Source organism: Haloferax denitrificans ATCC 35960 (assembly GCF_000337795.1).
In the GTDB taxonomy this organism is placed as follows: domain Archaea; phylum Halobacteriota; class Halobacteria; order Halobacteriales; family Haloferacaceae; genus Haloferax; species Haloferax denitrificans.
The window spans coordinates 55,408-82,238 of record NZ_AOLP01000019.1; the positions used below are offsets into that span (position 1 = coordinate 55,408).

28 protein-coding genes and 3 tRNA genes are annotated in these 26,831 nt (G+C 67.0%); 20 read left to right on the plus strand and 11 right to left on the minus strand.

Translation table 11 applies throughout. The features are described 5' to 3' along the window. Positions 1–88: 88 nt before the first annotated feature. Together C438_RS16540 and C438_RS16545 are read left to right on the plus strand one after the other, a co-directional pair. On the plus strand, positions 89–337 hold the full coding sequence (locus tag C438_RS16540) for a YhbY family RNA-binding protein (protein ID WP_004970846.1): 249 nt from the start codon (positions 89–91) through the stop codon (positions 335–337). After that, positions 334–1,242 (plus strand): mechanosensitive ion channel family protein, encoded by a 909-nt coding sequence (locus C438_RS16545; protein WP_004970847.1) that lies wholly within the window; start codon positions 334–336, stop codon positions 1,240–1,242. Before C438_RS16540 ends, C438_RS16545 begins: the two co-directional genes overlap by 4 nt. Positions 1,243–1,316: 74 nt before the next feature. Here the strand turns inward: C438_RS16545 and C438_RS16550 are convergent, their stop codons facing one another. Both C438_RS16550 and C438_RS16555 read right to left on the minus strand, forming a co-directional pair. Further along, positions 1,317–2,129 carry an HD domain-containing protein gene (locus C438_RS16550; RefSeq protein WP_004970848.1) on the minus strand — a complete coding sequence of 271 codons (813 nt, stop codon included), beginning with the start codon at positions 2,127–2,129 and terminating at the stop codon, positions 1,317–1,319. 81 nt (positions 2,130–2,210) lie between these two features. Further along, on the minus strand, positions 2,211–2,711 hold the full coding sequence (locus C438_RS16555) for a redoxin domain-containing protein (protein ID WP_004970849.1): 501 nt from the start codon (positions 2,709–2,711) through the stop codon (positions 2,211–2,213). A 261-nt stretch (positions 2,712–2,972) separates the two neighbouring features. Here C438_RS16555 and tatA point away from each other — a divergent pair, with 261 nt between their 5' ends. From tatA to C438_RS16600, 9 genes are all read left to right on the plus strand, one after another. Then, on the plus strand, positions 2,973–3,248 hold the full coding sequence (tatA, locus tag C438_RS16560; RefSeq protein WP_004970850.1) for a twin-arginine translocase TatA/TatE family subunit: 276 nt from the start codon (positions 2,973–2,975) through the stop codon (positions 3,246–3,248). An 81-nt stretch (positions 3,249–3,329) separates the two neighbouring features. Further along, a tRNA-Arg gene (locus C438_RS16565) sits at positions 3,330–3,402 on the plus strand. A 712-nt stretch (positions 3,403–4,114) separates the two neighbouring features. Continuing rightward, entirely contained in the window at positions 4,115–7,390 is a 3,276-nt protein-coding gene (locus C438_RS16570; protein ID WP_004970851.1) for a type II/IV secretion system ATPase subunit, read from the plus strand. Next, positions 7,391–9,433, plus strand: coding sequence for a type II secretion system F family protein (locus tag C438_RS16575; protein WP_004970852.1), 2,043 nt, complete (start codon positions 7,391–7,393; stop codon positions 9,431–9,433). Beyond that, positions 9,430–9,933, plus strand: a complete 504-nt coding sequence (locus tag C438_RS16580) for a DUF7287 family protein (RefSeq protein ID WP_004970854.1) — start codon at positions 9,430–9,432, stop codon at positions 9,931–9,933. Before C438_RS16575 ends, C438_RS16580 begins: the two co-directional genes overlap by 4 nt. Next, positions 9,927–10,562 (plus strand): DUF7288 family protein, encoded by a 636-nt coding sequence (locus C438_RS16585; protein ID WP_004970855.1) that lies wholly within the window; start codon positions 9,927–9,929, stop codon positions 10,560–10,562. Before C438_RS16580 ends, C438_RS16585 begins: the two co-directional genes overlap by 7 nt. Next, a complete protein-coding gene (locus tag C438_RS16590) occupies positions 10,550–11,584 on the plus strand; it encodes a hypothetical protein (protein ID WP_004970856.1) in 1,035 nt (344 codons plus the stop codon). The genes C438_RS16585 and C438_RS16590 overlap by 13 nt, the downstream gene beginning before the upstream one ends. Continuing rightward, positions 11,581–12,096 (plus strand): DUF7266 family protein, encoded by a 516-nt coding sequence (locus C438_RS16595; RefSeq protein WP_004970857.1) that lies wholly within the window; start codon positions 11,581–11,583, stop codon positions 12,094–12,096. The genes C438_RS16590 and C438_RS16595 overlap by 4 nt, the downstream gene beginning before the upstream one ends. Continuing rightward, positions 12,093–12,863 (plus strand): DUF7289 family protein, encoded by a 771-nt coding sequence (locus C438_RS16600; RefSeq protein ID WP_004970858.1) that lies wholly within the window; start codon positions 12,093–12,095, stop codon positions 12,861–12,863. Before C438_RS16595 ends, C438_RS16600 begins: the two co-directional genes overlap by 4 nt. 5 nt (positions 12,864–12,868) lie before the next feature. Here C438_RS16600 and C438_RS16605 read toward each other — a convergent pair whose 3' ends face one another. Continuing rightward, positions 12,869–14,383, minus strand: a complete 1,515-nt coding sequence (locus C438_RS16605) for a DUF7289 family protein (protein ID WP_049918184.1) — start codon at positions 14,381–14,383, stop codon at positions 12,869–12,871. A gap of 581 nt (positions 14,384–14,964) precedes the next feature. Further along, positions 14,965–15,036, minus strand: a tRNA-Ala gene (locus C438_RS16610). A 152-nt stretch (positions 15,037–15,188) separates the two neighbouring features. Here C438_RS16610 and C438_RS16615 point away from each other — a divergent pair. Continuing rightward, the gene (locus C438_RS16615; protein WP_004970860.1) at positions 15,189–15,401 is read left to right on the plus strand and encodes a hypothetical protein; all 213 of its coding nucleotides are present in this window, start codon (positions 15,189–15,191) and stop codon (positions 15,399–15,401) included. A 219-nt stretch (positions 15,402–15,620) separates the two neighbouring features. Here the strand turns inward: C438_RS16615 and C438_RS16620 are convergent. Continuing rightward, positions 15,621–15,692, minus strand: a tRNA-Ala gene (locus C438_RS16620). A gap of 233 nt (positions 15,693–15,925) precedes the next feature. On the opposite strand from C438_RS16620, the gene C438_RS16625 reads away from it, so the two are divergent. The 4 genes from C438_RS16625 to C438_RS16640 are packed head-to-tail and all read left to right on the plus strand — an operon-like array spanning position 15,926 to position 18,416. After that, on the plus strand, positions 15,926–16,393 hold the full coding sequence (locus C438_RS16625; RefSeq protein ID WP_004970861.1) for a 30S ribosomal protein S15: 468 nt from the start codon (positions 15,926–15,928) through the stop codon (positions 16,391–16,393). Positions 16,394–16,397: 4 nt separating this feature from the next. Continuing rightward, a complete protein-coding gene (locus tag C438_RS16630) occupies positions 16,398–17,519 on the plus strand; it encodes a hypothetical protein (protein WP_004970862.1) in 1,122 nt (373 codons plus the stop codon). Further along, positions 17,516–17,758: a KEOPS complex subunit Pcc1 gene (locus C438_RS16635; protein WP_004970863.1), complete on the plus strand. Its 243-nt coding sequence runs from the start codon at positions 17,516–17,518 to the stop codon at positions 17,756–17,758. Before C438_RS16630 ends, C438_RS16635 begins: the two co-directional genes overlap by 4 nt. After that, positions 17,751–18,416, plus strand: a complete 666-nt coding sequence (locus C438_RS16640; protein WP_004970864.1) for a 30S ribosomal protein S3ae — start codon at positions 17,751–17,753, stop codon at positions 18,414–18,416. Before C438_RS16635 ends, C438_RS16640 begins: the two co-directional genes overlap by 8 nt. A 99-nt stretch (positions 18,417–18,515) precedes the next feature. Here the strand turns inward: C438_RS16640 and C438_RS16645 are convergent, their stop codons facing one another. Both C438_RS16645 and C438_RS16650 read right to left on the minus strand, forming a co-directional pair. Next, on the minus strand, positions 18,516–19,241 hold the full coding sequence (locus tag C438_RS16645; protein ID WP_004970866.1) for a hypothetical protein: 726 nt from the start codon (positions 19,239–19,241) through the stop codon (positions 18,516–18,518). Positions 19,242–19,273: 32 nt separating this feature from the next. After that, positions 19,274–19,720 carry a cupredoxin domain-containing protein gene (locus C438_RS16650; protein WP_004970868.1) on the minus strand — a complete coding sequence of 149 codons (447 nt, stop codon included), beginning with the start codon at positions 19,718–19,720 and terminating at the stop codon, positions 19,274–19,276. Positions 19,721–19,886: 166 nt separating this feature from the next. On the opposite strand from C438_RS16650, the gene C438_RS16655 reads away from it, so the two are divergent. Then, positions 19,887–20,558 (plus strand): protein sorting system archaetidylserine synthase, encoded by a 672-nt coding sequence (locus tag C438_RS16655; protein ID WP_049918186.1) that lies wholly within the window; start codon positions 19,887–19,889, stop codon positions 20,556–20,558. Between the two features lie 13 nt (positions 20,559–20,571). Here C438_RS16655 and C438_RS16660 read toward each other — a convergent pair whose 3' ends face one another. Both C438_RS16660 and C438_RS16665 read right to left on the minus strand, forming a co-directional pair. Further along, on the minus strand, positions 20,572–20,835 hold the full coding sequence (locus C438_RS16660) for a hypothetical protein (RefSeq protein ID WP_004970871.1): 264 nt from the start codon (positions 20,833–20,835) through the stop codon (positions 20,572–20,574). A 71-nt stretch (positions 20,836–20,906) separates the two neighbouring features. After that, complete coding sequence (locus tag C438_RS16665; protein ID WP_004970872.1) at positions 20,907–21,182, minus strand: DUF7111 family protein; 276 nt, start codon at positions 21,180–21,182, stop codon at positions 20,907–20,909. Positions 21,183–21,302: 120 nt separating this feature from the next. Between C438_RS16665 and C438_RS16670 the strand changes: the two genes are divergently transcribed. Next, positions 21,303–21,653 (plus strand): hypothetical protein, encoded by a 351-nt coding sequence (locus C438_RS16670; protein ID WP_004970873.1) that lies wholly within the window; start codon positions 21,303–21,305, stop codon positions 21,651–21,653. A 2-nt stretch (positions 21,654–21,655) separates the two neighbouring features. Here C438_RS16670 and C438_RS16675 read toward each other — a convergent pair whose 3' ends face one another. Next, entirely contained in the window at positions 21,656–22,798 is a 1,143-nt protein-coding gene (locus C438_RS16675) for an acyl-CoA dehydrogenase (RefSeq protein WP_004970874.1), read from the minus strand. 117 nt (positions 22,799–22,915) lie between these two features. On the opposite strand from C438_RS16675, the gene C438_RS16680 reads away from it, so the two are divergent. Continuing rightward, entirely contained in the window at positions 22,916–23,992 is a 1,077-nt protein-coding gene (locus tag C438_RS16680; RefSeq protein ID WP_049918188.1) for a phytoene/squalene synthase family protein, read from the plus strand. A 211-nt stretch (positions 23,993–24,203) separates the two neighbouring features. Beyond that, the gene (locus tag C438_RS16685) at positions 24,204–25,052 is read left to right on the plus strand and encodes a cytochrome c oxidase subunit 3 (protein ID WP_004970876.1); all 849 of its coding nucleotides are present in this window, start codon (positions 24,204–24,206) and stop codon (positions 25,050–25,052) included. Positions 25,053–25,132: 80 nt separating this feature from the next. Here C438_RS16685 and C438_RS16690 read toward each other — a convergent pair whose 3' ends face one another. Then, on the minus strand, positions 25,133–26,791 hold the full coding sequence (locus tag C438_RS16690; protein WP_004970877.1) for a potassium channel family protein: 1,659 nt from the start codon (positions 26,789–26,791) through the stop codon (positions 25,133–25,135). Between the last annotated feature and the right edge of the window lie 40 nt (positions 26,792–26,831).

Sequence of the window (26,831 nt, forward strand, 5' to 3'; positions counted from 1 at the left end):
AATCGGCTCGTTCTCGCGTGTGCACGACAACCAAACGGCCGTCAAAGCCTTACTATTGAAGCCCTCCGGCACATAGTGGAGGCCACGCATGAACACGCAGGAGCTTCGAAAGGAGGCCCACGACCTCGACGTGACCGTCTGGGTAGGTAAGAGCGGAATCGAATCGGTGGTCGGCGAACTCAACGACCAGCTGGCCGACCGGAACCTCGTGAAAGCGAAGTTCCTCCGGGCGGCGCTCGGGGGCACGACGGTCGACGAGGCGGCCGCCGACCTCGCCGAGCGGGTGAACGCCGAACTGATAGAGACGAGGGGGAAGACAGCGGTTTTCCATCGATGAACGCGCTCGCACTCCCACTCCAACTGCAGGGTGACGGCGGAGCCGTCGGCCGGCTCCTCACCCAGCAGAACGTCCCGTACGCCGAGACGCTCGGGACGCTCTTGGGCCTCGTTGTCGGCTTCGCCGTCGTCTACATCGTCGGCAAGGCCGTCGTCTCGTCCGCGCTCAATCGCGTCCTCGACCGACGCGGGGCGGACGAGCACGCGAAAAAGCCCCTGATGAAAATCGCGACCCTCGTCGTGGCGTTCGTCGCGCTCGGCGCGGGGTTCGCGTTCGCCGGCCTCGGCAACATCCTGCAGTCGCTCGCCACCATCGGCGCGGCCGCGACGCTCGCAATCGGCTTCGCGATGCAGGACGTCATCGCCAACTTCGTCGCCGGCATCTTCATCTTCACCGACAAGCCGTTCCGCATCAACGACTGGATTGAATGGGACGGTAACTCCGGTGTCGTCGAAGACATCTCCTTCCGCGTGACGCGGGTTCGCACGTTCGACAACGAACTGCTCACCGTGCCGAACTCACAGCTCACCGACGGCGTCATCAAAAACCCCGTCGCGAAGGACAAACTCCGCCTGCAGGTGCCGTTCGGCATCGGCTACGACGACGACATTCAGCAGGCGACCGACATCATCCTCGACGAGGCCGAAGCCCACGACGGCATCATGACGACGCCCGAGCCGTCGGTCAGACTGACCGAACTCGGCGACTCGTCGGTCACGCTCAAGTCGCGCATCTGGATTTCACAGCCCAGCCGCGCCGACTTCGTCAAGACCCGCGGCGAGTACGTCACCGCCGTCAAAGAGCGGTTCGACGAGGAGGGAATCGACATCCCATACCCGAACCGCACCCTCAGCGGCGAGCTCTCGGTCGGCGGCGCAGAGCGCCTCGCGCAGTCCAACGACTGAGAGAAACACAGCGCCGACCGCGGGACCGCCCGCGGCCGTCGTCCGCGACTATTTTTCGACGCCCGACGCGCCGCTCAGAGCTCGATGCGCTCGACGAGCCTGTCGTCGGACTTCGTGTTGACCGCGACGATGCGGACGTGTTCTTCGAGGCCGGAGCCGTCGAGTTTCGCCTTCAGGAGATTGTCGACCTGATAGACGCCGGCGGCGTTTACCATCTCGATTTCGACGAGGACGGGCGACTCGTCGCCGGGCTTCAGGACGACGTTGTTGATGGCGCGGCTGGAGAGCGTGTTGATGCCGCGGCCGCCCTTCTCGTAGGGGATGCGCGACCGGCCGCGCTCCATGTCGAGCGCGTCGGCGACGCGGATGACGCCGGCTTCGAGCGTCAGCGGGTCCTCCTCGCGGTGGTGACAGAGAATGGCGTGGAGCACCTCCGCCTTGACGCGGACCGCGTCGGCGACGCCGTAGAACTCGGGGAGAAAGCGGTCGAGCACGTCCGACGCGAGCGGAATCGAGTAGTAGGCGTGGTTGTCGCGGTGGACGATGTGGCCGATGTCGTGCAGTTGCGCCGCGAGGGCGACGATGACCGCCTCGTCGGCCTCGTCGAGCCCCTGTTCGGCCGCGCCGTTGAACTCACAGTCGCCGGCCTTGAGCAGGTCGTACAGCCGGAGCGCGCGGTTGCGGACGATTTCGATGTGCTTCGGGCCGTGGTCGTTGTAGCCCTTGCGCGTCACCGCGTTCACGTTCTGCGCTTCGAGGAGCGTCGTCACCTCTTCGTCGTCGAGGAGGGCGGGAAGCACCTCGTTGAGCTTCTCGTCGGGGAAGGCGTGGTCCGCTTCGGGGTCGTAGACGCGGCCGCCGTTCAGGGTGTCTTCGGTATCGCTCATAACCCGCAAGGTGGTCACACGGAGAGAAAAGGACTTGGGCTTCGAATCAGGTTCGCTACCGCGTCACGCGGTACCGCGGCTCTACGCGGCCTCGCTCGGCTCTTCGAGTTTCCCGGCGGCGGCCTCGACCGCCTCGTAGTCGGGTTCGACGCCGGGGTCGTCGCTGACCCACGCGTAGGTGACTTCGCCGTCGCCGTCCACGACGAACACCGCGCGCTTCGCCACGCGGTTGACGCCGAGGTCCGCGAAGTCCATCGCCACGTCGTAGGCGTCGACGAGTTCGCGGTTCGTGTCGCTGATGAGGCCGAAGTTGAGGCCGTTCTGCTCGGCGAACTCCGTCAGCGTGAACGGCGTGTCGATGCTGATGCCGTACACCGTCGCGCCGACGTCCTCGAAGTTGGCCATCTGGTCGCGGAAGGTGCACATCTCGGTGGTGCACGTGCCGGTGAAGGCCGCGGGGAAGAACGCGAGGACGAGCGGCGCGTCGTCGAGGTTCTCCGAGAGCGTGAACGACTCGATGTCGCCGTCGATGTCGGTAAGCGGTGCGGTGAACTCCGGGGCGGCGTCGCCGACTGATACCATACGGGTGCCATTCGACTCCGCCCACATTATTTCACCGTCGGCGGAAATTCAGGGGGACCACCGGCGGCGACCAGACACGGTCGCCAACAGCGGGACGAGCGAGGGCGTCCGACGACCGGCCACAAGCTTTTCGTAGGAGTGACGCGCCGAGACGCGTCGATTCGGCCGATTCGAGAGTTCCGAGGCGACGATATTCCGTCTTTCCAGAACCCGTAGAAGGCAAAAAGCCTATAATTGCCACTAGGTAACGCAGAGATAGCGATGTTCGATACCATCACCCCACTGTTCCCGGGACTCCCGGGCGGGCCCGAGCTGCTCGTCGTCCTGCTCATCGTCGTCTTGCTGTTCGGCGCCAACAAGATTCCGAAGCTCGCACGGTCCTCCGGGCAGGCCATCGGCGAGTTCCAGCGCGGCCGCGAAGAGATCGAAGACGAACTGCAGGACGTGGCGGGCGACGACGACGAAGACGACGCGACCGACGAGAGCTCGGCTGACTCGGTTTCGACCGAGTCCGCTTCGACCGAATCCTCGAAGTAAACGCGGCCCACTTTCTCTCTCTTCTGCCCGCCCCAGTGTGAACCACGCGATTTTTGACCGGTCCTGAGAGATAGCGCCGTGGGGCGTGTGGCCTAGTGGACAGGGCGAGAGGTTCCTAACCTCTCGATCGCGGGTTCGAATCCCGTCACGCCCGTGCAGTGAGGAGCGTAGCGACGAGCGAACCGGCATGACGGGATTCGTAATCCTACGAGACGAGCGAAGCGAGTCTCGGTCTGGTTCGAATCCCGCCGCGCCCGCTTCGCTCACTTCGTTCGGCCGACGCGGCGTACATCGCAAACGCTCCGCGTTTGCTCAATCCCGTCACGCCCGCTACTCTCACTTCGTTCGTTCCGCGGGCGTTCCTGAGTCCCACTCGCTCCGCTCGCGGGACTCCCGTCGCGCCCGTGGAGACCGCCGAGCGACAGCGAGGCGTGTCGGAACGCCTCGTACGGGATTCGAATCAGGGAGCGAACGCCAGTGAGCGACCGAGGTTCGAATCCCGCCGCGCCTGCCTCTCTCACTTCGTTCGTTCCGCGGGCGTTCCTGAGTCCCACTCGCTCCGCTCGCGGGACTCCCGTCACGCCCGCATCCCGTCCGAAATTCCCTCGCCGTCTCGCTTTGTTTTGACCAGTTCGTCGACCGCCCCGCCGACCTGTCCCCGGCAGACGAGGCACTGGCCTCAGACGGTGGTCCGTCACCCAGACGGGTGACTCACGGGACCATTAAGCCCTGATTTACCGCCCCGTCGCTCCGAGTGCGGAACGGCGTGCACTTATAAATGTGTATAAAAATGGGACTTAAAAAGGACTTAAATTGTGAGTTAATTGAGAAAAAGACTTTTCCATCGGCCCGAATACCCCGTCACAATGGCAACCGACGACGCCGACGGAGGGGACCAAAAGGCGTTAACGGGTGATGTGACGTCGCCCGAGGAGAGCGACACCGCTCCGGAGCAGGCGTCGAACGCGCGCGTGGGGTCGTACACGTGGGCGGATTTTCTCGACGAATACGGCAGTGACGGCGACGTAGAAGCGCTCTACGGGACCGACCCGCGGACGGGACGCGACGCGCCCGGAACGTCCCGGTGGGAAGACGACGACGGGACGGCCGCGGCGCTGACGCGGACCGACTGGGACCGCGTCGACCTCGACCCCGAGGAGTTCCTCGACTGTCACCCGGTCGACGTGTCTGCCGTCGTCGGCGAGCGCGGCGCGCACGCGAAAGACATCTTCGAGCAGTTCGAGGCCTTCTGCGACCCCGAGACGACGCCCGTCGTCAAGGACGTGTGGCTGTGGGAGCACTACAAACGCGAGTACTACTACGAGGACGACGGCTCTCGCCCGCGAGATTCGGCGGGCGAAATCGTCCCCTTCGACGGCGAGGCGGCGCTGGGCTTCGACCCCGACCACATCGAGAACGCGCTGGCGCGGGCCGGACAGCGCGGCAAGGAACTCGACGCGGTCGTCGACGAGCGCACGGTCGACGTCGACCCCGAGTTCGACGAGGACGCGTTTTTCTCCAGCGTCGACGGCACGACCACGCTGGCGAACCGGTACGACCTCGAAAAAGCCGTCCCGATGGAGAAGAAGACGCACTTCCGCGAGGTCGAGCGCTACTGGGTGAACAAGCCCTACGCGTTCGTCATCATCTTCCACTCCGTCAAGGAAAACGAAAAGAAGTACTACGTCGTCGAACCTCACCTGAACCGCATCGAAGACGACCTGACGGAGTTTCTCACGAACAAGCTCCGGACCGCCATCAAGTACGGCGACGACAGCGTCGTCGAGGGCGGCCGCGACAACCGCGGTCAGGTCATCGAAGCCGAGACCTACGAACTGCTCTCGCGGTACGACCTCTACGACCCGCCGGCGTCGGCGGCGGGCGGCGAAAGCGACGACGAGTCGGCCGCTGACGGGGCGGCGGCGGAATCCGCGGCGGAGTCCTCCGGGCTCGCGTCTCGACTCGGACTGGGCGGTCTTTTCGGCGGCGGAACCGGCTCGGCGAGCGACGCGTCGACGACCGCCGCGACCACCGGGCGGTTCGGTGGCCTCGGGAGCCGTCTCGGGCTGGGCTCGGTCTTCGGCAGTCGCTCCCGAGACACCGACGCGGACGCCCCGCTCGGGGGCATCGACGGCATCGCCGCCCGGCCCGAGCCGGCGGTCCTCGCAGACGACGCCGACGACCTGAACGACTACCAAGTCCGGAAGCTCCAGTACTACCTCCGGCGGGACTTCATCGGCTACGAGCGCATCGACGGCATCAAACACGACATCAACGTCGAGGACATCTCCTGCGACGGCTACAACTCGCCGGTGTTCGTCTACCACTCCGACTACGAGCAGATCATCTCGAACGTCTACCACGGCGAGGGCGAACTCGACGACTTCGTCGTGAAACTCGCCCAGCGCTCCGGGAAGGGCATCTCGAAGCGCCGCCCACAGGTGGACGCGACGCTCCCCGACGGGTCGCGCGCACAGCTCACCCTCGGCCGCGAGGTGTCGGACCACGGGACGAACTACACCATCCGCCAGTTCAAGGACGTCCCGTTCACGCCAATCGACCTCATCAACTGGTCGACGTTCTCGCTGGAGGAGATGGCGTTCCTCTGGCTCTGCATCGAAAACGACAAGAGCCTCATCTTCGCGGGCGGCACCGCCTCGGGCAAGACCACCTCGCTCAACGCCGTCTCGCTTTTCATCCCGTCGAACACGAAAATCGTCTCCATCGAGGACACCCGCGAGGTCGAACTGCCCCAGCGGAACTGGATTGCCTCCGTCACCCGGCCGTCGTTCGCGGACGACGACAAAGGCGACGTGGACGAGTTCGACCTGCTCGAAGCCGCGCTCCGTCAGCGCCCCGACTACATCGTCATGGGCGAGATTCGCGGCGAGGAGGGCCGGACGCTGTTTCAGGTCATGTCCACGGGCCACACCACCTACACGACGTTCCACGCCGACTCGGTCGGCGAGGTGCTCAAGCGGTTTACGACCGCGCCCATCAACGTCTCGAAGACGATGTTCACCGCGCTCGACCTCGTGTCCATCCAGACCTCGACGCGGGTCGGCGGCAACAAGGTGCGACGGAACAAGTCGCTCACCGAAATCAACCACTACGACCCCGAGAACGACGAGATTAACGTCCAAGACGTCTACCAGTGGCAGGCCGAGACAGACGAGTTCCTCCAGATGGGCTCGTCGAACACGCTCGAAGAGATAAAGTTCGACCGCGGCTGGAACCACGAGACGCTCGAACTGGAGATTTTCAAGCGACAGGTCATCCTCGCGTACCTCATCGACCGCGGGCTCAACACCTACACGCAGGTCGCGGCGACGTTTCAGGCGTTCATCAACGACCAGGACACCATTCTCGGGCTGATGGCGACCGACGACCTCGAACGGAGCCTCGAAGACCTCCGGGAGATGGAGTCGGTCCACATCAACATCGACCCCGAAAGCGAGGCGATGGTCCCGCGACCCGACCCGCCGGAACACGTCCGAAAGCTGGCGAAAGAAATCCTCCGCCGGGCCGAAGATGAGCTGTTTCCCGAGTACCGCGACCGCGACGTTGGCGAGGTCGCGGAGGCGCTCAACCACATGCGCGACGAGCCGGACGTCGAGGCGACGCCCGGCGAGCGGGACGAACTCGACTCGCTCGACGCGTCGAGCCGCGACCCCGAACTCGGCGAGGGACGCGACCGGTCCGAACTCGAACCGGGCGACGACACGCCCGAAATCGAGGGCGAGAGCGGCCCCTCGTCGCTCGATGGCGAGGACGAGACGCCCGCGCTGGAGGCGGGGCGCGACGCCGACGACGGACCGGACGGGCCGGCGGACGACGGCGGCGACGACCCCGTCGGCTTCGAAGACGCCGACGGGCCGTTCAGCTTCCGCGACGACGCCCCCTCGCTGTCCGACCCCAACGACGACGCCGACCTCGACGACTTCTTCGGCGCGTTCGGCATCGACGGAGGGTCGGAGTCAGAGGCGGGGGCGGCCGCGAACGCAGACGACGGGTCGAATCCGGACGACGAGAGAGGCCACGAAGACGAGACGTGGGGGGGCTTCGAGGCGGCCGAGGCCGACGACCCACCGGACGCCGACGACGCGGACGCGCGCGGCCCGGACTCTGGTGAGGAGGAGTAGATGAGCAACCTCGATTCGAACACCTCGGGCGGGCTCGACCGCAGTACCGACACCCTCGGCGACGCCTTCTACCCGCTGTTTCAGCTTCTCTTCGACACGGACGGCGAGTTCGTCGCCGACGTCGAAGAGAAGCTCCAGCAGGCCCGGATGCCCGACACGGTCGAGCTCTACCTCTCGCGGGCGCTCGCGGTCGGCGTGCTCGTCGGTCTCGTGCTGTGGCTCGTCGGCATGGTCGTCGGCTACGGCGTCTTCGCGCTCGGACTCGTCTCGTCCGACTCGCTGAGCCTCGGGATTCCGGTCGGGAGCGAGGCCACGGCGGCCACGCTTCGGTCCCTCGTGATGCCCGCGGCGGTCGTCGTCTCGGGGGTCGTCTTCGGGTCGCTCGGCTTCGCCGGCGGGTTCGGGACGCTCGTCGCCATCCCGTACTCGACGGCGTCCGCGCGGAAACGCGAGATAAACATGCTCCTGTCCGACGCCGTCTCGTTCATGTACGCCCTCTCCGTGGGCGGGCTGAACCAACTGGAGATTCTGGAGGCGATGGCCCGCGCCGAAGACACTTACGGCGAGGTCTCCCGGGAGTTCCAGAGCATCGTTCAGGAGACGGAGTACTTCGGCACCGACTACCGCAACGCCATCCGCCATCAGGCGCTTTTGACCCCCTCCGACGAGCTTTCGCAGTTCCTGACGGACATGCTCTCTATCGTCAACTCCGGCGGCGACATGCAGGGCTTCCTCGACGACAAGAAGGACAAGCACCTCCGGACCGCGAAACAACAGCAGGAACAGACGCTGGAGACGATGGAGCTGTTCGGCGAGATGTACATGACGCTGTCGCTGTTCCCGTTGCTTCTCATCATCATCCTCGTCATCATGAGCATGCTCGGGGAGGCCCAGTCGAGCCTGCTGTACGCGACCGTCTACGGGCTCATCCCGCTGACCGGCGTCGGTTTCCTCGTGCTCGTCTCGACGGTCAAACAGGACGAAATCGGCGACGGCTTCCTCAGCCCCGAAGACGAGAGCGACCGCCTGCAGGGCCAACAGCGCGAGGGGCTCGTCCACATGGGACTCATCGAGAGCTACGTCGGCGAGTTCAGCCTCTTTTCGCGCATCAAGTCCCGCGAGGGGACGTTCAAGACGAAAGAGCTCCTGCGCCGGCCGCACCTGTTTTTCAAACAGCATCCGCTTTTCACCCTCGCGCTGACGGTTCCGGCGGCGCTCGCGCTCCTCGCCGTCTCCGTCGTCGGCGGGGCCGCCCCGACGACGTGGGACGGGATGATAGCCAGCCCCGTCTGGGGGACGTTCATCTGGTTCTACGTTCCGGTCTACCTCGTCGCGGTGCCGCTGACCGTCTTCCACGAGTGGAACGTCCACTCGCGGGCGGCCATCACGGGGAAGCTCTCCGACAACCTCCGCAAGCTATCGAGCGCGAACGACACCGGCCAGACGCTCCTCGAATCCGTCAAGACCGTCTCCGACACCTCCTCGGGGAAGCTCGCCGACGAGTTCGAGGTGATGTACGCGAAGGTCCACTACGGGATGAGCCTCAAAGAGGCGCTCGTCGAGTTCAACAACAAGTACCACATCCCGCGGCTCGCCCGGACGGTCAAGCTCATCACGAAGGCACAGGAGGCGTCGAGCCAGATTACCGAGGTGCTGACGACGGCCGCGCAGGCCTCCGAGAACCAAGACGACATCGAGCGCGAGCGCATCTCGCGGACCCGGATGCAGGTCGCCATCATCCTCATGACCTACGTGACGCTACTCGCGGTGATGGCCATCCTGAAGACGCAGTTCCTCGACGTGATGGCCGGGCTCTCGTCGCAGGCGTCGAGCTCCGGCGGCGCGACGACCGGCGGGCCGAGCTTCGGCGGCGGCATCGACCCCGACCTGCTGTCGCTTCTGTTCTTCCACGGCGTCACCATCCAGGCGATGCTGTCGGGATTCATCAGCGGCTACATCCGCAACGCGGACCTCCTTTCGGGGGTCAAGTTCGTCGTCATCCTCCAGACGCTCTCGCTCGCGGTGTGGATGGTGGTCGGATGACGCGGCGGGGCCGCGGTGACGGCCGCCGCGAGACGAGCGGCCGGAGCGCCCGCGCTCAGACGACCATCGACTTCGCCGTCGGCGTCGGCATCTTCCTCCTCGCGGTCGCGTGGGTCGTCGGCACCATCCCGCAGATTCTCGACCCCTTCGAGGCCGAACAGGACCGCCCGCTCGTCGCCAACCGCGCCGCCGACTCGCTCACTCAGCGCCTGCTCGTCGACGACGAGAACCCCGACGTGCTCGACCCGGTCTGTACCGAGGCGTTCTTCGACGGGGACTCCCCCGACGAGCCCCCCGGAGACTGCGACTACGGCAGTGCCGACCCCAACACCGCGACCGGCATCGACGCGTCCTACGGGCTCAACGTCACGCTCTCGCGTGACGGGAGCGTCGTCGAGACGACCGGCGAGCCGGTCCCGACCACCCGGAGCGTCGTCACCGCGCGGCGGGCCATCCTGCTCGACGGCGACCTCCACGAACTCTCGGTGAGGGTGTGGTGACCGTGGCTCGCGCACAGGCCCACGCGCTCGAAGCGCTCGTCGCCGCGATGGTGCTTCTCGCCAGCGTCACGTTCGCGTTGCAGGTGACCGCGGTGACGCCGCTGACCGCGAGCACGTCGAGCCAACACATCGAAAACCAGCAGGCCGCCGTCGCCGACGGCGTCCTGACGGCGGCCGCCGAGACCGACGCGCTGAAGCGGACGGTGCTGTTCACGCACCCCGAAAACGGGAGCTTCTACGGCATCGACGCCCGCGGCTACTACGTCGACGGCGGGCCGCCGACCGCCTTCGGGGCGATGCTCAACGAGTCCTTCTTGGACCGCGGCATCGCGTTCAACGTCTACCTGCACTACCTTCGCGACCGGGAGGTCCGGCGGACGACCCGCCTCGTGTACATGGGCGAGCCGAGCGACCACGCCGTCTCGCGGACCCGGCTCGTGACGCTCACGGACGACGACACGCTGACCGAACCGGGAACCTCACCGGGCGGCGACCCCCGCGCGGTCGAGACGCCGAAGACGCTCGAATCGGTCGACGCCGCGGCCGACGAGTCGTACTTCGTGCAGGACGGGAGCGCGGGGTCGCTGTACGGCGTCGTCGACGTGGAGGTGGTCGTATGGCGGATGTGACCGACGGGTTCGAGCGCGCGAGCGACGCGGTTGAGGGGGTGAGAGAGTCGGCCCAGGTGAGAGCGTCGGACGAGGCAAAGCGTCTCGGCGGCGACGACCGCGGCCAGCTGATGCTCGTCGCCGCGCTCGCAATCGCGGTGCTCCTCGTCGGTCTCGCGCTGACGCTCAACACCGCGATTTACACGGAGAACCTCGCAACCCGGACGACCGACACGAACCTCGACGGCGCGGTCACCCACGGCGGCGCGGTGGAGGCGGGTGCGGGGGCGGTCCTCGACGAGGCCAACCGCGAGGGCGGCACGTACGGCGAGCTCGCCGACGAGTTCGACGAGACGTTCGGCAACTGGAGCGACGCGGCCGCGACGCTCGCCGCGGTCAGGGGGGCCGCGACGGACGCCGAGCGCGTCAGCCACGTCCGGGGCACGCGCATCTCTCAGACCGACGCGGCGCGGAACTTCACCGACAGGAACGAGACGGCCGACTGGACCCTCGCGAGCGACGTCGGCGTCCGCGGCGTCCGGGTCAACGTCTCGCGCGACTCGCTCGCAACGAGTAGCGGGTCGGCGTTCGAACTCGTCGTCGACGACGGGACCGACGCCGTCGAGACCGAAATCTACCAGAATATGACGCAGGGGCGCGTCTTCGTGGCCGTCGTGGACGCCGGCGGGACCCGGACGACCTGTAGCGTCGCGGCCGACGCGGGCGACTACGTCACCGTCGACGTCGCCGACGGCCGACTCAACGGGACCGCCTGCGACCCGCTCGACGCGGTTCACACCGACCTCGACGGCCCGGTCACGGTCTCGTATCGGAACGCGGCGGAGGCCGAGGGGTCCTACGAACTGTACGTGGACGAGACGAACGCCACGGTCTTCGACGCGACGAAGTACGAACCCGCCGGAAGCGGGTCGTCGCCGGTCGCACAGGAGGCGCTGTACGCCGTCACCGTCTCGTACGTCTACGAGTCGGGCGAAACGTACGTCTCCCGCGAGGTCCGGGTCGCCCCGGGTGAGATTGCGTGACGCCGCCGACGCTCCCGGACGACCGAGCAGACCGCACTCGGCGCGGGAAGCGCGCGCTTCGCGCTCGGGGTCGCTCGACCGACCGCGGCGTCTCGACGGCGCTCGGTTACGTTCTCACGCTCTCCATCACGGTCGTCCTCATCTCGGGGCTGATGGTCGCCGCCGGCGGGTTCGTCTCCGACGAGCGCAAGCGGGTGACGGAGACGGAGCTCGACGTCGTCGGCAACCGGCTCGCGGCCGGCATCGAGTCGGTCGACCGAATCGGGGCCGCCCCCGGCGAGTCGCGGGTCGAGGCGACGATTCGACTGCCGCCGAGGGTCGCCGGCACGACCTACACCATCGAGGTCGAACCCGGTCCGCCGACCGAACTCGTGCTCACTTCGACCGACCCCGAGGTGACGGTCCGCGTGCCGGTCAAGACCGAAACGTCGCTGGCGGCGAGCCGCCTCGACGGCGGCGACGTGACCATCACCTACGACTCGCCGTCGGGGACGCTGGAGGTGGTGTCGTGAGCGACCGCGCCGTGAGCGACACGCTCGGGTTCGTCTTCGTCTTCGCCATCGTCCTCTCGATGGTCGGTCTCGTCACCGCCGTCGGGATGACCGGCCTCCAAGACGCCCGCGACGTCGAGCGCGTCAACAACGCCGAGCGCGCGCTGGACATCCTCGGCGACAACATGGAGGACATCGCCGACCGCGGCGCGCCGAGTCGGGCGACCGAGGTGAAGCTTCAGGACGCCAGCCTGACGCTCGACCGGCCCGTCGAGTTCGTCGTCTCCGGAGAGCGGTCGGGTGACCCGTCGGACAACTTCACCAACACCTACGAGGTGTCGCCAATCGTCTACGAGGCGGATTCAAGCGACGAGCGAGTCGTCTACGCGTTCGACGCGCTCTTTCGGACCCGCGGCGACACCGGGACGTTCGTCCGGCGACCGTCGCTGGTGCTCACCGACGAGCGGGTGTTGATTCCGGCGTTCGTGACGCGGCCCGACGAGGAGGCGACGACCTCCGTCGGCGGGTCGGGGACGTTCCTCATCCGCGCCGACAAGGCCGCGAGCGACGTGTTGGCCGCGCGGACCGACGGCCCGTACGACGTGAACCTGACCGTTCGCTCCCCGCGTGCGGCGCTCTGGGAGCGAGAGCTATCGAGCCGCCCCGACGTGACCTGCGGCGATGTGGTTGAGCCGCCGGACGCCTACCCGAGCGTCTCGTGTCACGTCAACGGGACGGCGCGCGTCCACGTCGTCTCGACGTCGGTCGACATGACGTTCGCCGACTGAGTACCTCACTCGACGTCGACTTCGACCTCGTTTTCCGTGACGTGCAGGAAGGTGATGAACTGGCCGCCCTCGGCCTGGTCGTAGTCGAGTTCGCCGCGCGAGCCGGACTCGTCGACACTCTGGCTGGTACCCGGCCCGTCCGTGACGGTCAGTTCGAACTGCGGCGCGGCGAGCGAGAAGTAGTGGTTGACGACGAAGTCCATCCGGGCGGTGTCGCCGGCGGCCTTCGAGAACGTCTGGCCGCTGTCGGCGTCGTGTTCGTCGAAGGTGACGCTGTCGTAGGCCTCGCCGTCCGTGATTTCGGGGGCGAACTGCCATTTGTTCTGGTTGCCGAAGCCCTTGTCCGACTGGATGTCGCCGTAGGTCATCGTCTGCGAACTGGTGAAGTCGACGCTGATTTCGGGGTTGCTCGACGAGCAGTCGATGCTCACCGCGTCGCTCGTGTCGGGGTCGAGGTCGGTCGCCTGCCAGCCGTGGTACTTGCCGTCCTCGGTGGCGTAGTAGAGCGTCAGGTCGAACGTGCCGTCGTAACCGCTGTTCCCGCACTTGCCGTCCGCCTGCACGTGGAGTTCGAGGTCGCGCCGGTCGCCGTCGTAGTACATCCCCCACTCCATGTTCTTGAGGTGCTGGTCGTTCGAGAGCGTGAGCGTGAACGTCGAGACGTTGTGGTTCCCGGCCATCCCGCGCACGTCGACCGAGGTGCCCTCGTTCGGCATCTGGAACTCGCCGACGAGACCGAGCGTCTCCAGTTCCACGCTCGCGGTCTGGTTGGCGTCGTCGACCGTCACGGTGCCCTCGCTCCGTGATTCGAAGAACCCTGCCCACCCTCGGTAGTGGTCGCTGTGGACCGTCACGACGATTGTCCCGTTGCTGACCGGGTTGTCGAAGCTGTCCGTCGGTAGCTCGTCGTAACGTGCCGTCTGATTCGGATAGATGCGATGGGCGCGTTCGGTCGCCGCGACCCTCGCGGACACGTCGCCCGACGACGACCCGTCACCGGAGACTCGGACGACCGGGAGCGTCAGCGTCGCCCCGCGGTAGTGGAACTCCGGCGGCGAGACCATCGTCGTGCCGCCGTCCTGCGTGCGCCAGACGCCGCCGCCCTCGTAGGCGATGCGGGCGTCGCCGTTGCGGTACTCGACGCTCCCGAGCGACTCGTTGTAGAGCTCTTGGTCGTCGCCGTCGTCGGTGTAGTTCTTGTGCGTGATGCTCAGCCAGCCGCTGTCGTCGTCGACGACGTAGGCACCGCCGCCGGTGCCGCTGAGGTCGACGTACTGCGTTTCGCCCTCCCCGAGCGCGGAGATGGCGACCCGCGAGTCGAAAAGCGTCATCGAGTGCTCGGCGCGCGTCAGTTGGGACGCCTGTTTCGTCTCGTCGAGGGCGACGCCGCCGAGCGCGACGACGGCGGTCGTTCCGGCGACCGTGACCGCTAACAGAAGCACCACCGCAATCGGCGAGGTCTGCGCCGTCCGGTCTCTGACGACGCGATAGAGTAGTGGGACTCGGGGGCGACCGCTCATTACCTGACTGAAGGAGATGCGGGGTCAAAACGTCGCGGGGTACCTGACAGTCTGGTAAGTAGACCCGTCTGATAGGTATCGCTCTCAGCGACGCCGGGACGGTTCGGGGACGGCGGGTGTGTGGGTCACCGGACACGGTGCCGAGACTGACGAGAACACACTTCAACAGATTGTGGTGCCAGAACTTGGCGGACTCCCCGGGGAGTCCCGAGAGCGAGACGGCACTGCCGTCTCGCATGCTATGTAGGCACTCGCGGGTCGCTCGCAGACGAAGCGAGCGCTCGCCTCGTCATTTCTTCACTTCGTTCAGAAATGGACTCGCCGGGAGTCACGTGAGTGAAACGAACGTGACGTCGGCGAGTCCACGAACGACTGACGGAGCGAAGCGACGGAAGGAAGTGAGTGGACTCGCCGGGACTGAGCAAACCGGAGGTTTGCGAAGGTCGTGAACGAAGTTCACGGGATTTGAACTCACTCGCAAATCGAAGATTTGCTCGCTGCTCAAATCCCGTCTCGAACAGGACTAATTTACTCTGGCTTCGCGACTCGCTCCGCTCGTCGGAAGTCCAGAGAGAAATTAGTGGACTCGCCGGGATTTGAACCCGGGGCCTCTCCCATGCCAAGGGAGTGATCTACCCCTGATCTACGAGCCCTCAAACGCAATCATCCATTCCCCGGTCGGATAAATAAGGGCTTCGAATCGTTCGACGGCTGTGGGGTGATTGCGTGCGTCCCACACACCCGGACTCGGCGCTCCTGGCGACGAACCGACTCGTTTTTTCCGTCGCTGGCGGAACGACTCGGTATGACTGACGACGACGCTCCCGAAGTCCCGGTGGTGTGTGAGGCCTGCGACACGACCACTCGCGTTCCGCTTTCCGAGGTCGCGGACGCCATCGAGCGCCACAACGAACAGGTCCACGACGGCGACGACATCGCGCAGGTCGACCCCGAAATCGTCAAGCACGTGACCGACCTCGCGGCGAAAGACATGAGCGTGTTCGAAGACGAGGCGTGAGGTTTCAGACGCACTCGACAGCGTGTCGAATCGGCGTGTTTGTCGCGACTGCTCGAACGCGGTTGCCGGACGAATGAGTTACCTGTAGACGAACCGAGCGCTCATTCTCATTTTCACTCCGTTCAGAAATGGACTCGCCGGGAGTCACGTGAGTGAAACGAACGTGACGTCGGCGAGTCCACGAACGACTGACGGAGCGAAGCGACGGAAGGAAGTGAGTGGACTCGCCGGGATTTGAACCCGGGGCCTCTCCCATGCCAAGGGAGTGATCTACCACTGATCTACGAGCCCGCATCCTCCGATAGCCGTCGCCCGTTTAGAAGCCCTTCGATTCCGACCGGGTCGAGTCGGGACCGAGTCGAAACGGTTTAACCCGGCGCGCGTGGACAACCCGATGGGAATCCAGCACGGCCGCAAATCTGACTCGCCCGGTTCGGGCTTGGGATTGCGGTAGTGCCCCGGTAGTCGGTGATACGACTGCGGGGTACTCGTTTCTGCGGTCAGTGCGGTTCCAACCCGCAACAATGGCACGAATGCACACCCGCCGCCGTGGCTCGTCCAGCTCGGACAAGCCGGTGGCAGACGAAGCACCGGAGTGGAGCGACGTCGACGCGGCTGACATCGAAGCCCGCGTCGTCGAACTTGCAGAACAGGGCAAGGACCCGAGCCAGATCGGCCTGTCCCTGCGCGACGAAGGCGTCAAGGGCGTTCCCGTCCCCGACGTCAAGCTCGCCACGGGCAAGAAGGTCACCGCCATCCTCGAGGAGAACGACGCCGCAGGCGACCTCCCCGAGGACCTCCGTAACCTCATGGAGCGCGCCGTCCGCCTCCGCGAGCACATGGAGGAGAACCAGCAGGACAAGTCCAACCGTCGCGCGCTCCAGAACACGGAGTCGAAGATTCGCCGCCTCGTCTCGTACTACCGCGGCGACAAGCTCGACGACGACTTCACCTACAGCTACGACGTCGCTGTCGAACTCCTCGAAGAGTAACTGAATGTCCGTGAGCCCCGCCGAACAGACACCCGCCGCCCACGCCGCCGCGACCCTACGCGAGGCGACGTTCGTTCGTCTCCGCGTCCACGGGAGCGGCGCCGCCGTCGCGGCCGCCGGTGTCGTCGGGCGGGCGCTCAGGACACTCGACGTCCCCTTCCGCATCCGCGCGACCGACGACCCGGACACTGTCGCAAACGACGACGTTGTGGCGGTTATCGGGCTGTCGGACGCCGATGCGGACCTCGAACTCGACCCGACCGGCGCCGTTTCGGTCGTCCGCGAACTCGGCGTCGACCCCGACCCGGCGGTCGCGCTGGCCGGCTTCCACGCCGCCGGCGAGACGCCGGACGACGACATCGAACTCGCGGGCGCCGCGGCCGACGCGGGCGTCGAAGCCGGACCCGGCGTGGCCGTCCCCACGGGCGACCTCGCAGACGGGCTGGCGCACTCGACGCTCGTCCACGCGCCGTTTTCGGCCGACAGGGAGCGCGCGCAGGCGACGCTCGCCGAACTGTCGCTCCCGGCCGAACTCGACGCGGACGCTCGCAGGCGCGTCGCGTCCCTCGTCGCCATCGACGCGACGAGCGGCGAGGCGACCGCTCGCGCGGCGACCGCCGTCGAACGCGTCTTGGGCCCGGAGGCGACCCCGAACGGACCGTTCGAAACCGTCGGCGGCTTCGCCGACGTGCTCGACGCGACCGTCCGGGAGTCGCCCGGGACCGCCGTCGCGCTGGCGCTCGGACACGACGTTCGGGACGCCGCGCTCGACGCGTGGCGCGACCACGCGCGGGCGACCCACGCCGCGCTCCGCGAGGCGACGACGGGCCGTTACGAGCGCCTCTACGCGCTCTCCTGTGACCTGTCGTCGCCGGGGCGGCTCGCCACGGTGGCGAGGCTCGCCCGCGACTTCCGCTCGCCCGAGCCGACCGTTCTCGCGGTCGGCGTCGGTGCCGCGGCCCTCGTCTCGACCGGCCCCGCCGGACTCGACGAGAATCTCGCCGCGGCCGCGAGCGACCTGCCGGACGCGTCCGCGACCGGGTCGCCGAAGGAAGCGACGATGACGTTCGACTCCGCGGCGGAGCCGAGCGACGTCGTCGCGGCCGTCAGGGAGGTGCGCCGATGACCCGGCGTGCGACCCTGCGGACGACCCACGACGACCCCGGTATCGTCGCCGGCGCGCTCGAACCGGACAACACGGAGTCGATGCACAGCCGAGTCGAGGGGGACGAACTCGTCACCACAATCGAACGCGATTCGACCGGCGGCCTGCACGCCACGGTCGATGACTACGTCGTCAACGTGACGGTCGCCGAGACCGTCATCGAAGCCACACGAACGCACACAGACACTAACCATGAGTGAACGATCCGTCTCCAAGCAGAAGCGCGGAAAGCGATGGTACACCGTCATCGCTCCCGAGAATTTCGACCGTAAGGAACTCGGTTCGACCTTCGCGGACGAACCCGAGAAAATCAACGGTCGCACCGTCGAGTCCACCCTCGGCGACCTCAACGACGACCAGGGCGCGAACAACGTCAAGCTCACCTTCAAGATCACCGACGTCGGTAGCGACGCCGCCTACACCGAGTTCATCCAGCAGGAGCTCACCCGAGACTACCTCCGTAGTCTCGTCCGCCGCGGCGCGTCCAAAATCGAGGCCAACGTCACGGCCATCACCAAGGACGACTACCGCGTCCAGCTCCAGCCCGTCGCCTTCACCACGAAGAAGGCAGACCGGAGCCAGGAACACGAGATTCGTCGCATCATGACGAAGCTCACCCGCGAGGCCATCACGGGCCACACCTACGACGCGCTCACCGAGAGCGTCGTCGAGGGTCGCCTCTCGTCGGCCATCTACGGCGACGCGAAGGTCATCTACCCCCTGCGCCGCGTCGAAGTCAAGAAGTTCTCCCTCGAAGCCCACCCCGAAGAGGTCGAGGCCGAAGAGGAAGCCGCCGTCAGCGTCGACGAAGACGACGTCGCAGTCGACGTCGACGAGGACGAAGCGACCGAAGCGTAAGCCCGTCTCGCCGACGGCTCGCGGCTCGACTTCGAATTTCGACTTTTTCGCCGACCGCGCAACGACCGACAGAGCGGCGCGACCGCGCCGTGCGACGGGTCAGGAGCGTCGCTCGCGTCGGAGCCGAAACCGCCAGACTGCGCTGTAACCGCCGAATATCACGAGCACGACGAGCGGCACGACCACGGCGTCGGTGACGAAGGCGCGCGGGCCGTACAGATGCGAGAGCGCGCCGACGTATCCGAGGAACGCGAGCGGCGTCGCGGCGATTCGCACCACTGCGGGGTCGGCCACGAGTCGGGTGACGGCCGCTGGTCGGGGTTCGAACCGCCGGACCGGGGCGTCGAATCCCATCGCCGCGAGCCGCGACCGGAGCTCGGCGACGCCCGACGACGGAATCACGGTTGCGGCCGGCTTCGAGACGCCCCGCCGACGGTAGCGGAGCCGAACGAGGGCGATAGCCGAGAGCTGGACGATTGAGACGCGGTCGATGTCGGCGGCGTCGACCGGGGAGTACCGCCCGTTACCGTAGGGCTTCGACAGCGTCAGCGTCGCCGCCGCGGAGTCGACGGCCACCTCGGGAGCGACGAACTCGTGGCTCAGCCATTGGAGCCACAGGCAGAGGCCGAGCGGGAGGCCCGCGGCGAACGGGACGAACGCCTCGTGGACGCGGGTCGCCGCGAGTGCGAGAAATGGCAGGACGAGAAATAAGCCGCCCCAGAATCGGTCGCTCCCGACCAGCGTCGCGAGAGCGAGTCGCGTCGGCGTGTCGCGGGGGCGAGCCAGTCGCGTGCGGAACGTCGAGTGCACGTCGTCTCGCGTCACGCAGGAACCCACCGACGCGGGTCGGATAGGCCTTACTCCTCGACGACGATGGTGCCGACCATGCCGGCCTGCTCGTGAGGGATACAGAGGTACTCGTACTCGCCGGGCACGTCGAAGGTGTGGGAGTACGTCTCGCCGCTCCCGATGAGTCCGCCGAGCGAGTTGGAGTAGGCGTCGCGGGCGGCCTGCTCGGTCTCGTAGTCCCCGCTCGCGAAGAACGCGGCGTCCTCGGGGAGGACGCCCTCGTAGGCGGTGACGGTGTGCCCGCGCGAACTCGTGTTGCGCCAGACGACCTCGTCGCCGACCTCGACGGTCAGCGTCGGCGGGTCGAACGCGACGGCGGTCATCCCGATATCGAAGTCGTCGCCCGAAGCCATCAAGGTCGCACAGCCCGCGAGGCCGGCGGTCGCCGCCGCACCGGCCGCCGCGAGGAATCGACGCCGCGTCCGACCGCCGTCCGAAGACCCGTGGTCTCGCATGTCCGTCCCTCGGGACGCGACCGATAAAGGTCGCATGGTTCGCCCGCCGAACCGCCGAACGGGGCGGAACGCGCCGTCTCCGTCCGGTTCGGGCGGCGGCGACGCGGCGTCGGCCGCCGACGGACGGAACGTAAGAGGGAAAGGGAAGGTGCGCAATCGCATCGATATGAGACCCCGATTCGTCGGCCGGTTGGGCCCCGCCGACGTGGTCACCGCCGGGAACGCGGCGCTGGGATTCGTCGCGGCGGTGTTAACCGCGGTCGACGTGCACCTCGCCGCCAAGGTCATCCTCCTCGCCGCGATGGCCGACGGTCTCGACGGCGTCGTCGCCCGACGCTACGGCGGGACCGACGCCGGGCCGTACCTCGACTCGCTCGCGGACGTGGCCTCTTTCGGCGTCGCCCCGGCCCTGCTCGTCGTCGCCGTCGTCCGCGAGATGTGGGGCTTCGACCGGGTCCGGGTCGTCGCCGGCGTCGGCGTCGCCGCGCTGTTCGTCGCGGCCGCGGTCGTCCGGCTGGCGCTGTACACCGCCTACGACAGCGGGTCCGACGAGACGATTGGGGTGCCGACGACGCTCGCGGCGACGATTCTCTCGGCGGGCGTGCTCGTCGGCTTCGTCGAGCCGATGTTGCTCGTCGGCCTCTCGGCGATTATGGCCGCGCTCATGCTCTCCGACGTGTGCTACCCGGACCTCCACGCGCAGGACGCGCTCGTCATGGGCGCGGTGCAGGGCCTCGCAATCGTCTGCTCCGGGACGCTCGGAGAGGGGTTTTCGTTCGGCCTGCTGTTCTTGGCGCTCGGCTACCTGTTTTTGGGCCCGCGGTTCTACTGGGGCTGACCAGCCGGAGGCGCTATCGGCGGCGGTCGAACAGTTCCGGGACGAAGAGCGCGACCACCAACACGAGGGCGGCGGCGACCACTAACACGAACGGCCCCAGTTCCGGGTCGACGCCGACGGTCTGTGCGGCACCGCGCGCGACGGGGGCCGTCCGCGACTCGATGCGAGAGCCGACAGCGCCGGTCGCGCCGACGCCGATGCCCGCGGTGATAAGCGCCGGCGGACCGCCGGTTTTCGCGGCGCGGGTCGCCCGCTGAGGAAGTCCCTCGTTTGACATATCCGCAACTCACAGTTGCCTCGGAGAAAAGTGGTTTCCCGTTCGCGAGGGCTCGCGGTCGATTCCCGGCGTCACATCCCCATGTCCGCCGCGTCCTCCGGGACCGGCAGGTCGTGCGGCGAGACGCCGAGGAGTTCCGCGGCGTGGTCGAGCGCCATGTCGAACCCGTAGTAGCGTTCGAGTTCGTCGCCGTCGACGGTCGGGCGGACCTTCAGCATCGCGTAGCCGTCGACGTTCTGAGCGACGGCGGCGGTCCGGCCGTCGCAGTCGAATTCGAGGACGCGCTCGGAGTCGGTGACGTAGTAGCGGGCGGTGACGCCGTTCGCCTCGGCGGTTGCGTCGGTCATGCGAGCCGCTAGGGCGTACGGCCTGTCTAAACTACCGGTTCCGGCGGATGGGAGACGGGACCGGAGGCGCGGCGGACCGCGGAACGAAACTGACGTGTGTCTCTCCGCCGAGGTGGTGGTATGTGGTTTCAGAGCGGCCGCCGCCGGGACCTGTGTGCCGTCCTCTACGACGCGGGCGAACTCCGGGGACAGAAGCTGAAGACCCGGTTGGAACGCTACTACGACCTCCGAATCGGCCCCCAGTCGTTCTACGGGACGCTCGACGCGCTCGTGGAGTCAGGGCACCTCGAACGCCGGACCGAGGGCATCTACGACGTGTACGCCCTCACCGACGCGGGCGCGAGCCGAGTCGAATCGTACTACGACTGGCTCGCGGCGCGGGTCGAAAACGGGGAGCGACGAACGGCCGGCGCGGACGGGAAGGTCGGTGCAGACGAACTGGGCGACGCTGGCGAGTCGGTCGTCGACTGACGTTACTTCTGGAGCCAGTCGCCGATGGTGTTGCGGAGAATCTCGCTGGTCCCCTCGTAAATCTCGTTGAGCTTCGCGTCGCGGTAGTAGCGCTCGGCGGCGAAGTCCTTGGTATAGCCGTAACCGCCGTGAATCTGGATGCCCTCGTTGGCCACCTCGCGGCTGATTTCGCTGGCGTAGAGCTTCGCCTGCGCGGCCTCCTTGATGAACGTCTCGTCGCGCATCTTCAGGTCCGCGGCCTTGTGCATGAGGAGCGTCGCGGCCTGCACCTTCGTGTCCATGTCGGCGAGCTTGTGCTTGATGGCCTGGAAGTCTCCGATGGGCTGGTCGAACTGCTCGCGCTCGCCGGCGTACTTCACGGCGTCGTCGAGGGCGGCGCGGGCGATACCGATAGAGCGCGCCGCGATGGTGATGCGGCCGCCGTTGAGCGTCTTCAGCGCCTGCACGAAGCCGTCGCCCTCGTCGCCGAGGAGCCGGTCTTCGGGGACGCGCATGTCGTCGAAGCGGAGTTCGGCGGTCGGACAGCCCTTGTCGCCGAGTTTGTGCTCCGTGCCTTCCACGACGAAGCCGTCGTCCTCGTCGGGCCGGACGACGAACGACGAGATACCCTTGTTGCCCGCGTCGGGGTCAGTCTTGGCGAAGACGACGACCGTGTCGGCGACGGAACCGTTCGAAATCCAGAGCTTGCCGCCGTCGACGACGTACTCGTCGCCGTCTTTCTTCGCCGTGGTCTCCATGGCGGGCACGTCGCTACCCGCGCCGGGTTCGGAGAGCGCGAACGCGCCGATGTCGGTGCCCTCGTTGAGCGGGGTCAGGTAGGTCTGCTTCTGGTCTTCGTTCCCGAACTCGTAGAGCATGTTGCCGGCGAGGCTCGTGTGGGCGGCGACGATGGTGCCGAGGCCGCCGGAGCCGCGGGAAATCTCTTCGAGGCCGATGGCGTAAGAGTGGTAGTCGAGGCCGGCACCGCCGTACTCCTCGGGGAAGGGCATACCCATCAAGCCGAGTTCGCCCATCTCGGCCACGAGGTCGGCGGGGAACTCGTCGGTCTCGTCTATCTCCGCCGCGCGAGGCTTGACCTCCTCGTCGACGAACTCCGAGACCATCTCCTTGATTTGCTTCTGCTCCGCAGTGAGCGCGAAGTCCATACGTGAGTCTGTCATCGACTATGCTTATGTTTTCTCCTGTGCCGCCGCCGAGCGCCGCTGGGTTCGGTTCCCCACGAGACTTTTTATCCCCCCTTCCGTAATACGGGTACGCTTCGAATGTCTCGACACGCCGATGCCCGGCCACCGGCAACTGATGACGACCTCGATTGGTGTCACGATGCAGTTCAGGGGGTCTCTCGGACCTTCGCCCTCACGGTCGACGTCCTCGACGAACCGATGGCGTCGCACATCTGTATCGGATATCTCCTCTGTCGAATCGCCGACACCGTGGAGGATTCGTCTTCAATCGCGCCCGACGAGCAGGCACACCTCCTTCGACTCTACGACCGCGCGCTCGACCCCGACGACGACACCACCGTCGACGAGTTCGTGCACGCAGTACAGCCGCACCTCCCCCCGGAGGGCGAACAGTCCGACGACTGGATGGTCGTCGCCAACACCGCTCGGGTCTTCCGGACGTTCGAGGCGCTTCCGGAGGACGTTCGGGAGGCGGTCACGCCGCCGGTCCGCGAACTCGTCTCGGGCATGGCGATGTTCGTCGAACGCTACTCCCAGACCGGCGGGCTCCGCATCCAGTCCCGCGAGGAGTTAGAGGAGTACTGCTACTACGCCGCCGGCACCGTCGGCAACCTCATCACGAACCTCGTGACCCGCGGCAACATCGACAGCGAGCGCCGCTCGCGGCTCTACGACACCGCCGAGGAGTTCGGCCTGCTCCTCCAGCTCGTGAACATCGCGAAGGACGTCCACGACGACTACACCTCCGAGAACAACGTCTACCTCCCCGCCGACTGGCTCGACGACGCCGGCGTCCCCCAAGAGGAGGTCGTCGCCCCCGAGCACAACGACCGGACGGCCTCGGTGGTCCAGCGGACCGCCGACCACGCCAAGTCGTTCCTCGACGACGCCCAGACCTACTTGGAGACGGTGCCGCTCCGCGAGGGCAACACGCTCGCCGCGTGGGCGATTCCGTTCCTGCTCGCGGTCGGGACGCTCCGCGAACTCGTCGCCAACCCCGAACACGCGGTGACCGGCGAGGGCGTCAAAATCTCCCGCCAAGAGGTGTTCGCCGTCGTCACCGAGATGAACGGCTCCGGCTCCGAGTCGCTGGCGGAGATGCGCGAGATTATCTCGCGACAGCCGTTCCACCGGGCGACGACGAACGCCGACTGAAGACACCGCCGCACCGTCGGTCGGGCCTCGGCTCCGTTTTCGCGTCTCTTCTCGCGCCGAGCGCCGCCAACGCGCCGAGCAACCGACCCTCGCGAGCGCCCTGTGTCGGAGCCGTCGCGGTCGCCGTCGGAGCCGCGGTTCGAGACCCATGCGGTCCCGTGACGAACGCAGTTTGGGAGGATTTTTAGTAACCCAAGCATAACGGGCGTCTATGAGTACCGAAGAAGCACACGACGACCACGGCCATCACCTGCCGGCGGTTCAGGACTGGCCGCGCGGCTTCGGCGAGGCGAGCTGGTGGCCGTTCGTCACCGCCGTCGGTGGCGCGGGCATCTACGCCGGTGCCGGGCTGTACGTCATGGGACAGGACGGAATCGTCGGCCAGACGGCGGGTCCCGCCGTGTTCATCGGCAGTATCTTCCTCTTCCTGGCCGGGCTCTACGGCTGGTTGTACCACGCGTTCGTGAGCCACTTCTGGTCGCGCGACGCGAACCAGAAGAGCGCATCGAAGCTCCGCTGGGGCATGATTGCCTTCCTCGGCTCCGAACTCGGGACGTTCGGCGCGCTGTTCACCTACTACTTCTTCATCCGCGCCGGGACGTGGCCGCCGCAGGAACTGCCGGAGCTAACCGGCTCGCTCGTGTTGGCGAACACCGCCATCCTCATCGTGTCCAGCTTCACGCTCCACTGGGCGCACGTCGCCATCCGCGAGGAGAACCACCGTAACTTCGTCCTCGGCCTCGCGGTCACCCTCCTGCTCGGCGTGGTGTTCATCGGCGGGCAGGTGTACGAGTACTACGAGTTCATCGTCCACTCGAACTTCTCTATCACCGACGGCATCTTCGGGTCGGCGTTCTACGGCCTCACCGGCCTGCACGGCCTCCACGTCAGCCTCGGCGCGGTGCTTCTCGGTATCGTCTTCGTCCGCGCGCTCCGCGGGCAGTACTCCGCCGAACGCCACGTCTCCGTCAGCACGGCCTCGATGTACTGGCACTTCGTGGACGTCGTCTGGATCTTCCTCGTCGTCGTTCTCTACGTCGGCGCGGAAGTCGGCGCGTAACCGGACCGAACCCGCCTGTCGCCGCGACGCCGCGGCACCGATTCTTTCGAAGCGCTCTGTCCTCTGAGAGCCGCGGCCGCTCACCCGAACTGTTCGTTGAACCGGTAGATGTCCTCGTCGATGCCGGCGACGACGAGGTCGTCGCCCGCTTCCACCCGGAACCCCGGTTCGATTTCGGTGACGAGGTCGCCGTTTCGCTCGACGGCGATGACGGTGCAGTTCGTCCGAGCGCGGACGTCTGCCCCGGCGAGGGTCCGCCCCACGAGGCCGGGGGCGTTCGTCCGGACGATTTCTATCTGGGACTGCGGGGCGATGACCTCCTCGTCGAGCACCGTCGAGGCGAGCATCCGCCCGGCGACCGTCGAGAGCGCGAGGACGTAGTCCGCGCCGGCCCGGTAGAGTTTGGCGATGCTTTCGGTCTCGTTGGCGCGGGCGATGACCTCCGTCTCCTCGGAGACGCGCTCGGAGACGAGCGTGGCGAAGACGGCCGTGGTGTCGTTGTCGAGCGCGAGGAGGACGCCGCGGGCCTCGGAGACGTTCGCTTCGGCGAGCGTCTGGGGGTCGGTGATGTCGCCGACGAGGTCCACGCCGGGTTTGTCCTGTTTGTCGACGACGAGGTGCGGGACGCCGGCGCTCGCCAGCGTCTCGGCCGCGGTGGAGCCGACCTCCCCGTATCCCGCGACGATGACGGTCCCGCGGCGGAAGCGCCGCGCCGACGACAGCGTCAGCGCGCGGAGCTCTTCGAGTTGCTTCTCGCGGCCGACGACGAGGAGGATGGTGTGTTCGTCGATGACGGCGTCCGGGCCGGGCGGGGAGACGAACTCCCCGGTGAACCACGCGCCGATGACGTTGACGCCGGTGACCTGCCCGATTCCGCTCTCGGCGATGCTCCGCCCCTCGACGGGACTGCCGCGCTGGACGAGCAACTCCGCGACCTCGAAGTCCTCGCCGATTTCGATGGCGTCGCCGAGTTCCGAGGAGATGGACGTGGTCGCCTTGCTCGCGAGACTCTCGCCGAGGAGCCGGCGCGGCGAGACGACCCGGTCGGCCCCGGCGTAGCGGTGGTAGTCGGCGACCTCGGGGTCCTCGATGAGGCTGACGACGCGGGCGTCCGGCGCGGCCTGCTTCGCGGCGAGGATGATGCTCGCGTTCGTCTCGTCGTCGTCGTCGGCGACGATGGCGAGCGCCTCGGGCGCGTTCGCCGCCTCCAGCGACTCGACCTCTTCGGGGTCGCCGTGGACGACCTCGTAGCCCTCGCCGTACAGCTCCTCGGCGCGGTCGCGGTCGGCTTCGAGAATCACGTAGGGGACGTCCATCGAGTCGAGTTCGTCCACGAGGGCGTCGCCGCGGGGGGTGAACGTGCAGATGACGACGTGGCCCGTGTGCGTCGACGCCGTCGGCGGCGCGGTCCGCAGGGCGTCTTCGACGAGCGGGACGAGAAACAGCGGGAGCGTGAGAAAGACGGTCGTGACGCCCGTGAGTTGCATCAGAATCGACAGCGCGAGTAACGGCGGGTGGTCGACCCAAAACCGGGTCTGTTCGCCGTAGCCCGTCGTCGTGAACGTCTCGACGACGACGTGGACCGCCTGCAGGAAGGTGACGTCCTCGCCGGCGAAAAAGCCAGCCGCCCACTGGTACGCGATAGAGAACGAGAGCATCAACAGCCCGGCACCCGCGAGATAGCGGCCGAGTCGTCGCTTCGCCTTCGACAACCCGGGGCCGTCGCCCGAAATAGACATACTCCCGCTATGACCGCCGGTGGCTAAAAGCGTCCTGACG

What these genes read in the sequence shown, in the direction of transcription:
- C438_RS16540 (WP_004970846.1), top strand. Translation starts at nt 89, where the DNA reads ATGAACACGCAGGAGCTTCGAAAGGAGGCCCACGACCTCGACGTGACC.
- C438_RS16545 (WP_004970847.1), top strand. Translation starts at nt 334, where the DNA reads ATGAACGCGCTCGCACTCCCACTCCAACTGCAGGGTGACGGCGGAGCC.
- C438_RS16550 (WP_004970848.1), bottom strand. Translation starts at nt 2,129, where the DNA reads ATGAGCGATACCGAAGACACCCTGAACGGCGGCCGCGTCTACGACCCC.
- C438_RS16555 (WP_004970849.1), bottom strand. Translation starts at nt 2,711, where the DNA reads ATGGTATCAGTCGGCGACGCCGCCCCGGAGTTCACCGCACCGCTTACC.
- tatA (WP_004970850.1), top strand. Translation starts at nt 2,973, where the DNA reads ATGTTCGATACCATCACCCCACTGTTCCCGGGACTCCCGGGCGGGCCC.
- C438_RS16570 (WP_004970851.1), top strand. Translation starts at nt 4,115, where the DNA reads ATGGCAACCGACGACGCCGACGGAGGGGACCAAAAGGCGTTAACGGGT.
- C438_RS16575 (WP_004970852.1), top strand. Translation starts at nt 7,391, where the DNA reads ATGAGCAACCTCGATTCGAACACCTCGGGCGGGCTCGACCGCAGTACC.
- C438_RS16580 (WP_004970854.1), top strand. Translation starts at nt 9,430, where the DNA reads ATGACGCGGCGGGGCCGCGGTGACGGCCGCCGCGAGACGAGCGGCCGG.
- C438_RS16590 (WP_004970856.1), top strand. Translation starts at nt 10,550, where the DNA reads ATGGCGGATGTGACCGACGGGTTCGAGCGCGCGAGCGACGCGGTTGAG.
- C438_RS16605 (WP_049918184.1), bottom strand. Translation starts at nt 14,383, where the DNA reads ATGAGCGGTCGCCCCCGAGTCCCACTACTCTATCGCGTCGTCAGAGAC.
- C438_RS16615 (WP_004970860.1), top strand. Translation starts at nt 15,189, where the DNA reads ATGACTGACGACGACGCTCCCGAAGTCCCGGTGGTGTGTGAGGCCTGC.
- C438_RS16625 (WP_004970861.1), top strand. Translation starts at nt 15,926, where the DNA reads ATGGCACGAATGCACACCCGCCGCCGTGGCTCGTCCAGCTCGGACAAG.
- C438_RS16630 (WP_004970862.1), top strand. Translation starts at nt 16,398, where the DNA reads ATGTCCGTGAGCCCCGCCGAACAGACACCCGCCGCCCACGCCGCCGCG.
- C438_RS16635 (WP_004970863.1), top strand. Translation starts at nt 17,516, where the DNA reads ATGACCCGGCGTGCGACCCTGCGGACGACCCACGACGACCCCGGTATC.
- C438_RS16640 (WP_004970864.1), top strand. Translation starts at nt 17,751, where the DNA reads ATGAGTGAACGATCCGTCTCCAAGCAGAAGCGCGGAAAGCGATGGTAC.
- C438_RS16650 (WP_004970868.1), bottom strand. Translation starts at nt 19,720, where the DNA reads ATGCGAGACCACGGGTCTTCGGACGGCGGTCGGACGCGGCGTCGATTC.
- C438_RS16655 (WP_049918186.1), top strand. Translation starts at nt 19,887, where the DNA reads ATGAGACCCCGATTCGTCGGCCGGTTGGGCCCCGCCGACGTGGTCACC.
- C438_RS16660 (WP_004970871.1), bottom strand. Translation starts at nt 20,835, where the DNA reads ATGTCAAACGAGGGACTTCCTCAGCGGGCGACCCGCGCCGCGAAAACC.
- C438_RS16665 (WP_004970872.1), bottom strand. Translation starts at nt 21,182, where the DNA reads ATGACCGACGCAACCGCCGAGGCGAACGGCGTCACCGCCCGCTACTAC.
- C438_RS16670 (WP_004970873.1), top strand. Translation starts at nt 21,303, where the DNA reads ATGTGGTTTCAGAGCGGCCGCCGCCGGGACCTGTGTGCCGTCCTCTAC.
- C438_RS16675 (WP_004970874.1), bottom strand. Translation starts at nt 22,798, where the DNA reads ATGGACTTCGCGCTCACTGCGGAGCAGAAGCAAATCAAGGAGATGGTC.
- C438_RS16680 (WP_049918188.1), top strand. Translation starts at nt 22,916, where the DNA reads ATGTCTCGACACGCCGATGCCCGGCCACCGGCAACTGATGACGACCTC.
- C438_RS16685 (WP_004970876.1), top strand. Translation starts at nt 24,204, where the DNA reads ATGAGTACCGAAGAAGCACACGACGACCACGGCCATCACCTGCCGGCG.
- C438_RS16690 (WP_004970877.1), bottom strand. Translation starts at nt 26,791, where the DNA reads ATGTCTATTTCGGGCGACGGCCCCGGGTTGTCGAAGGCGAAGCGACGA.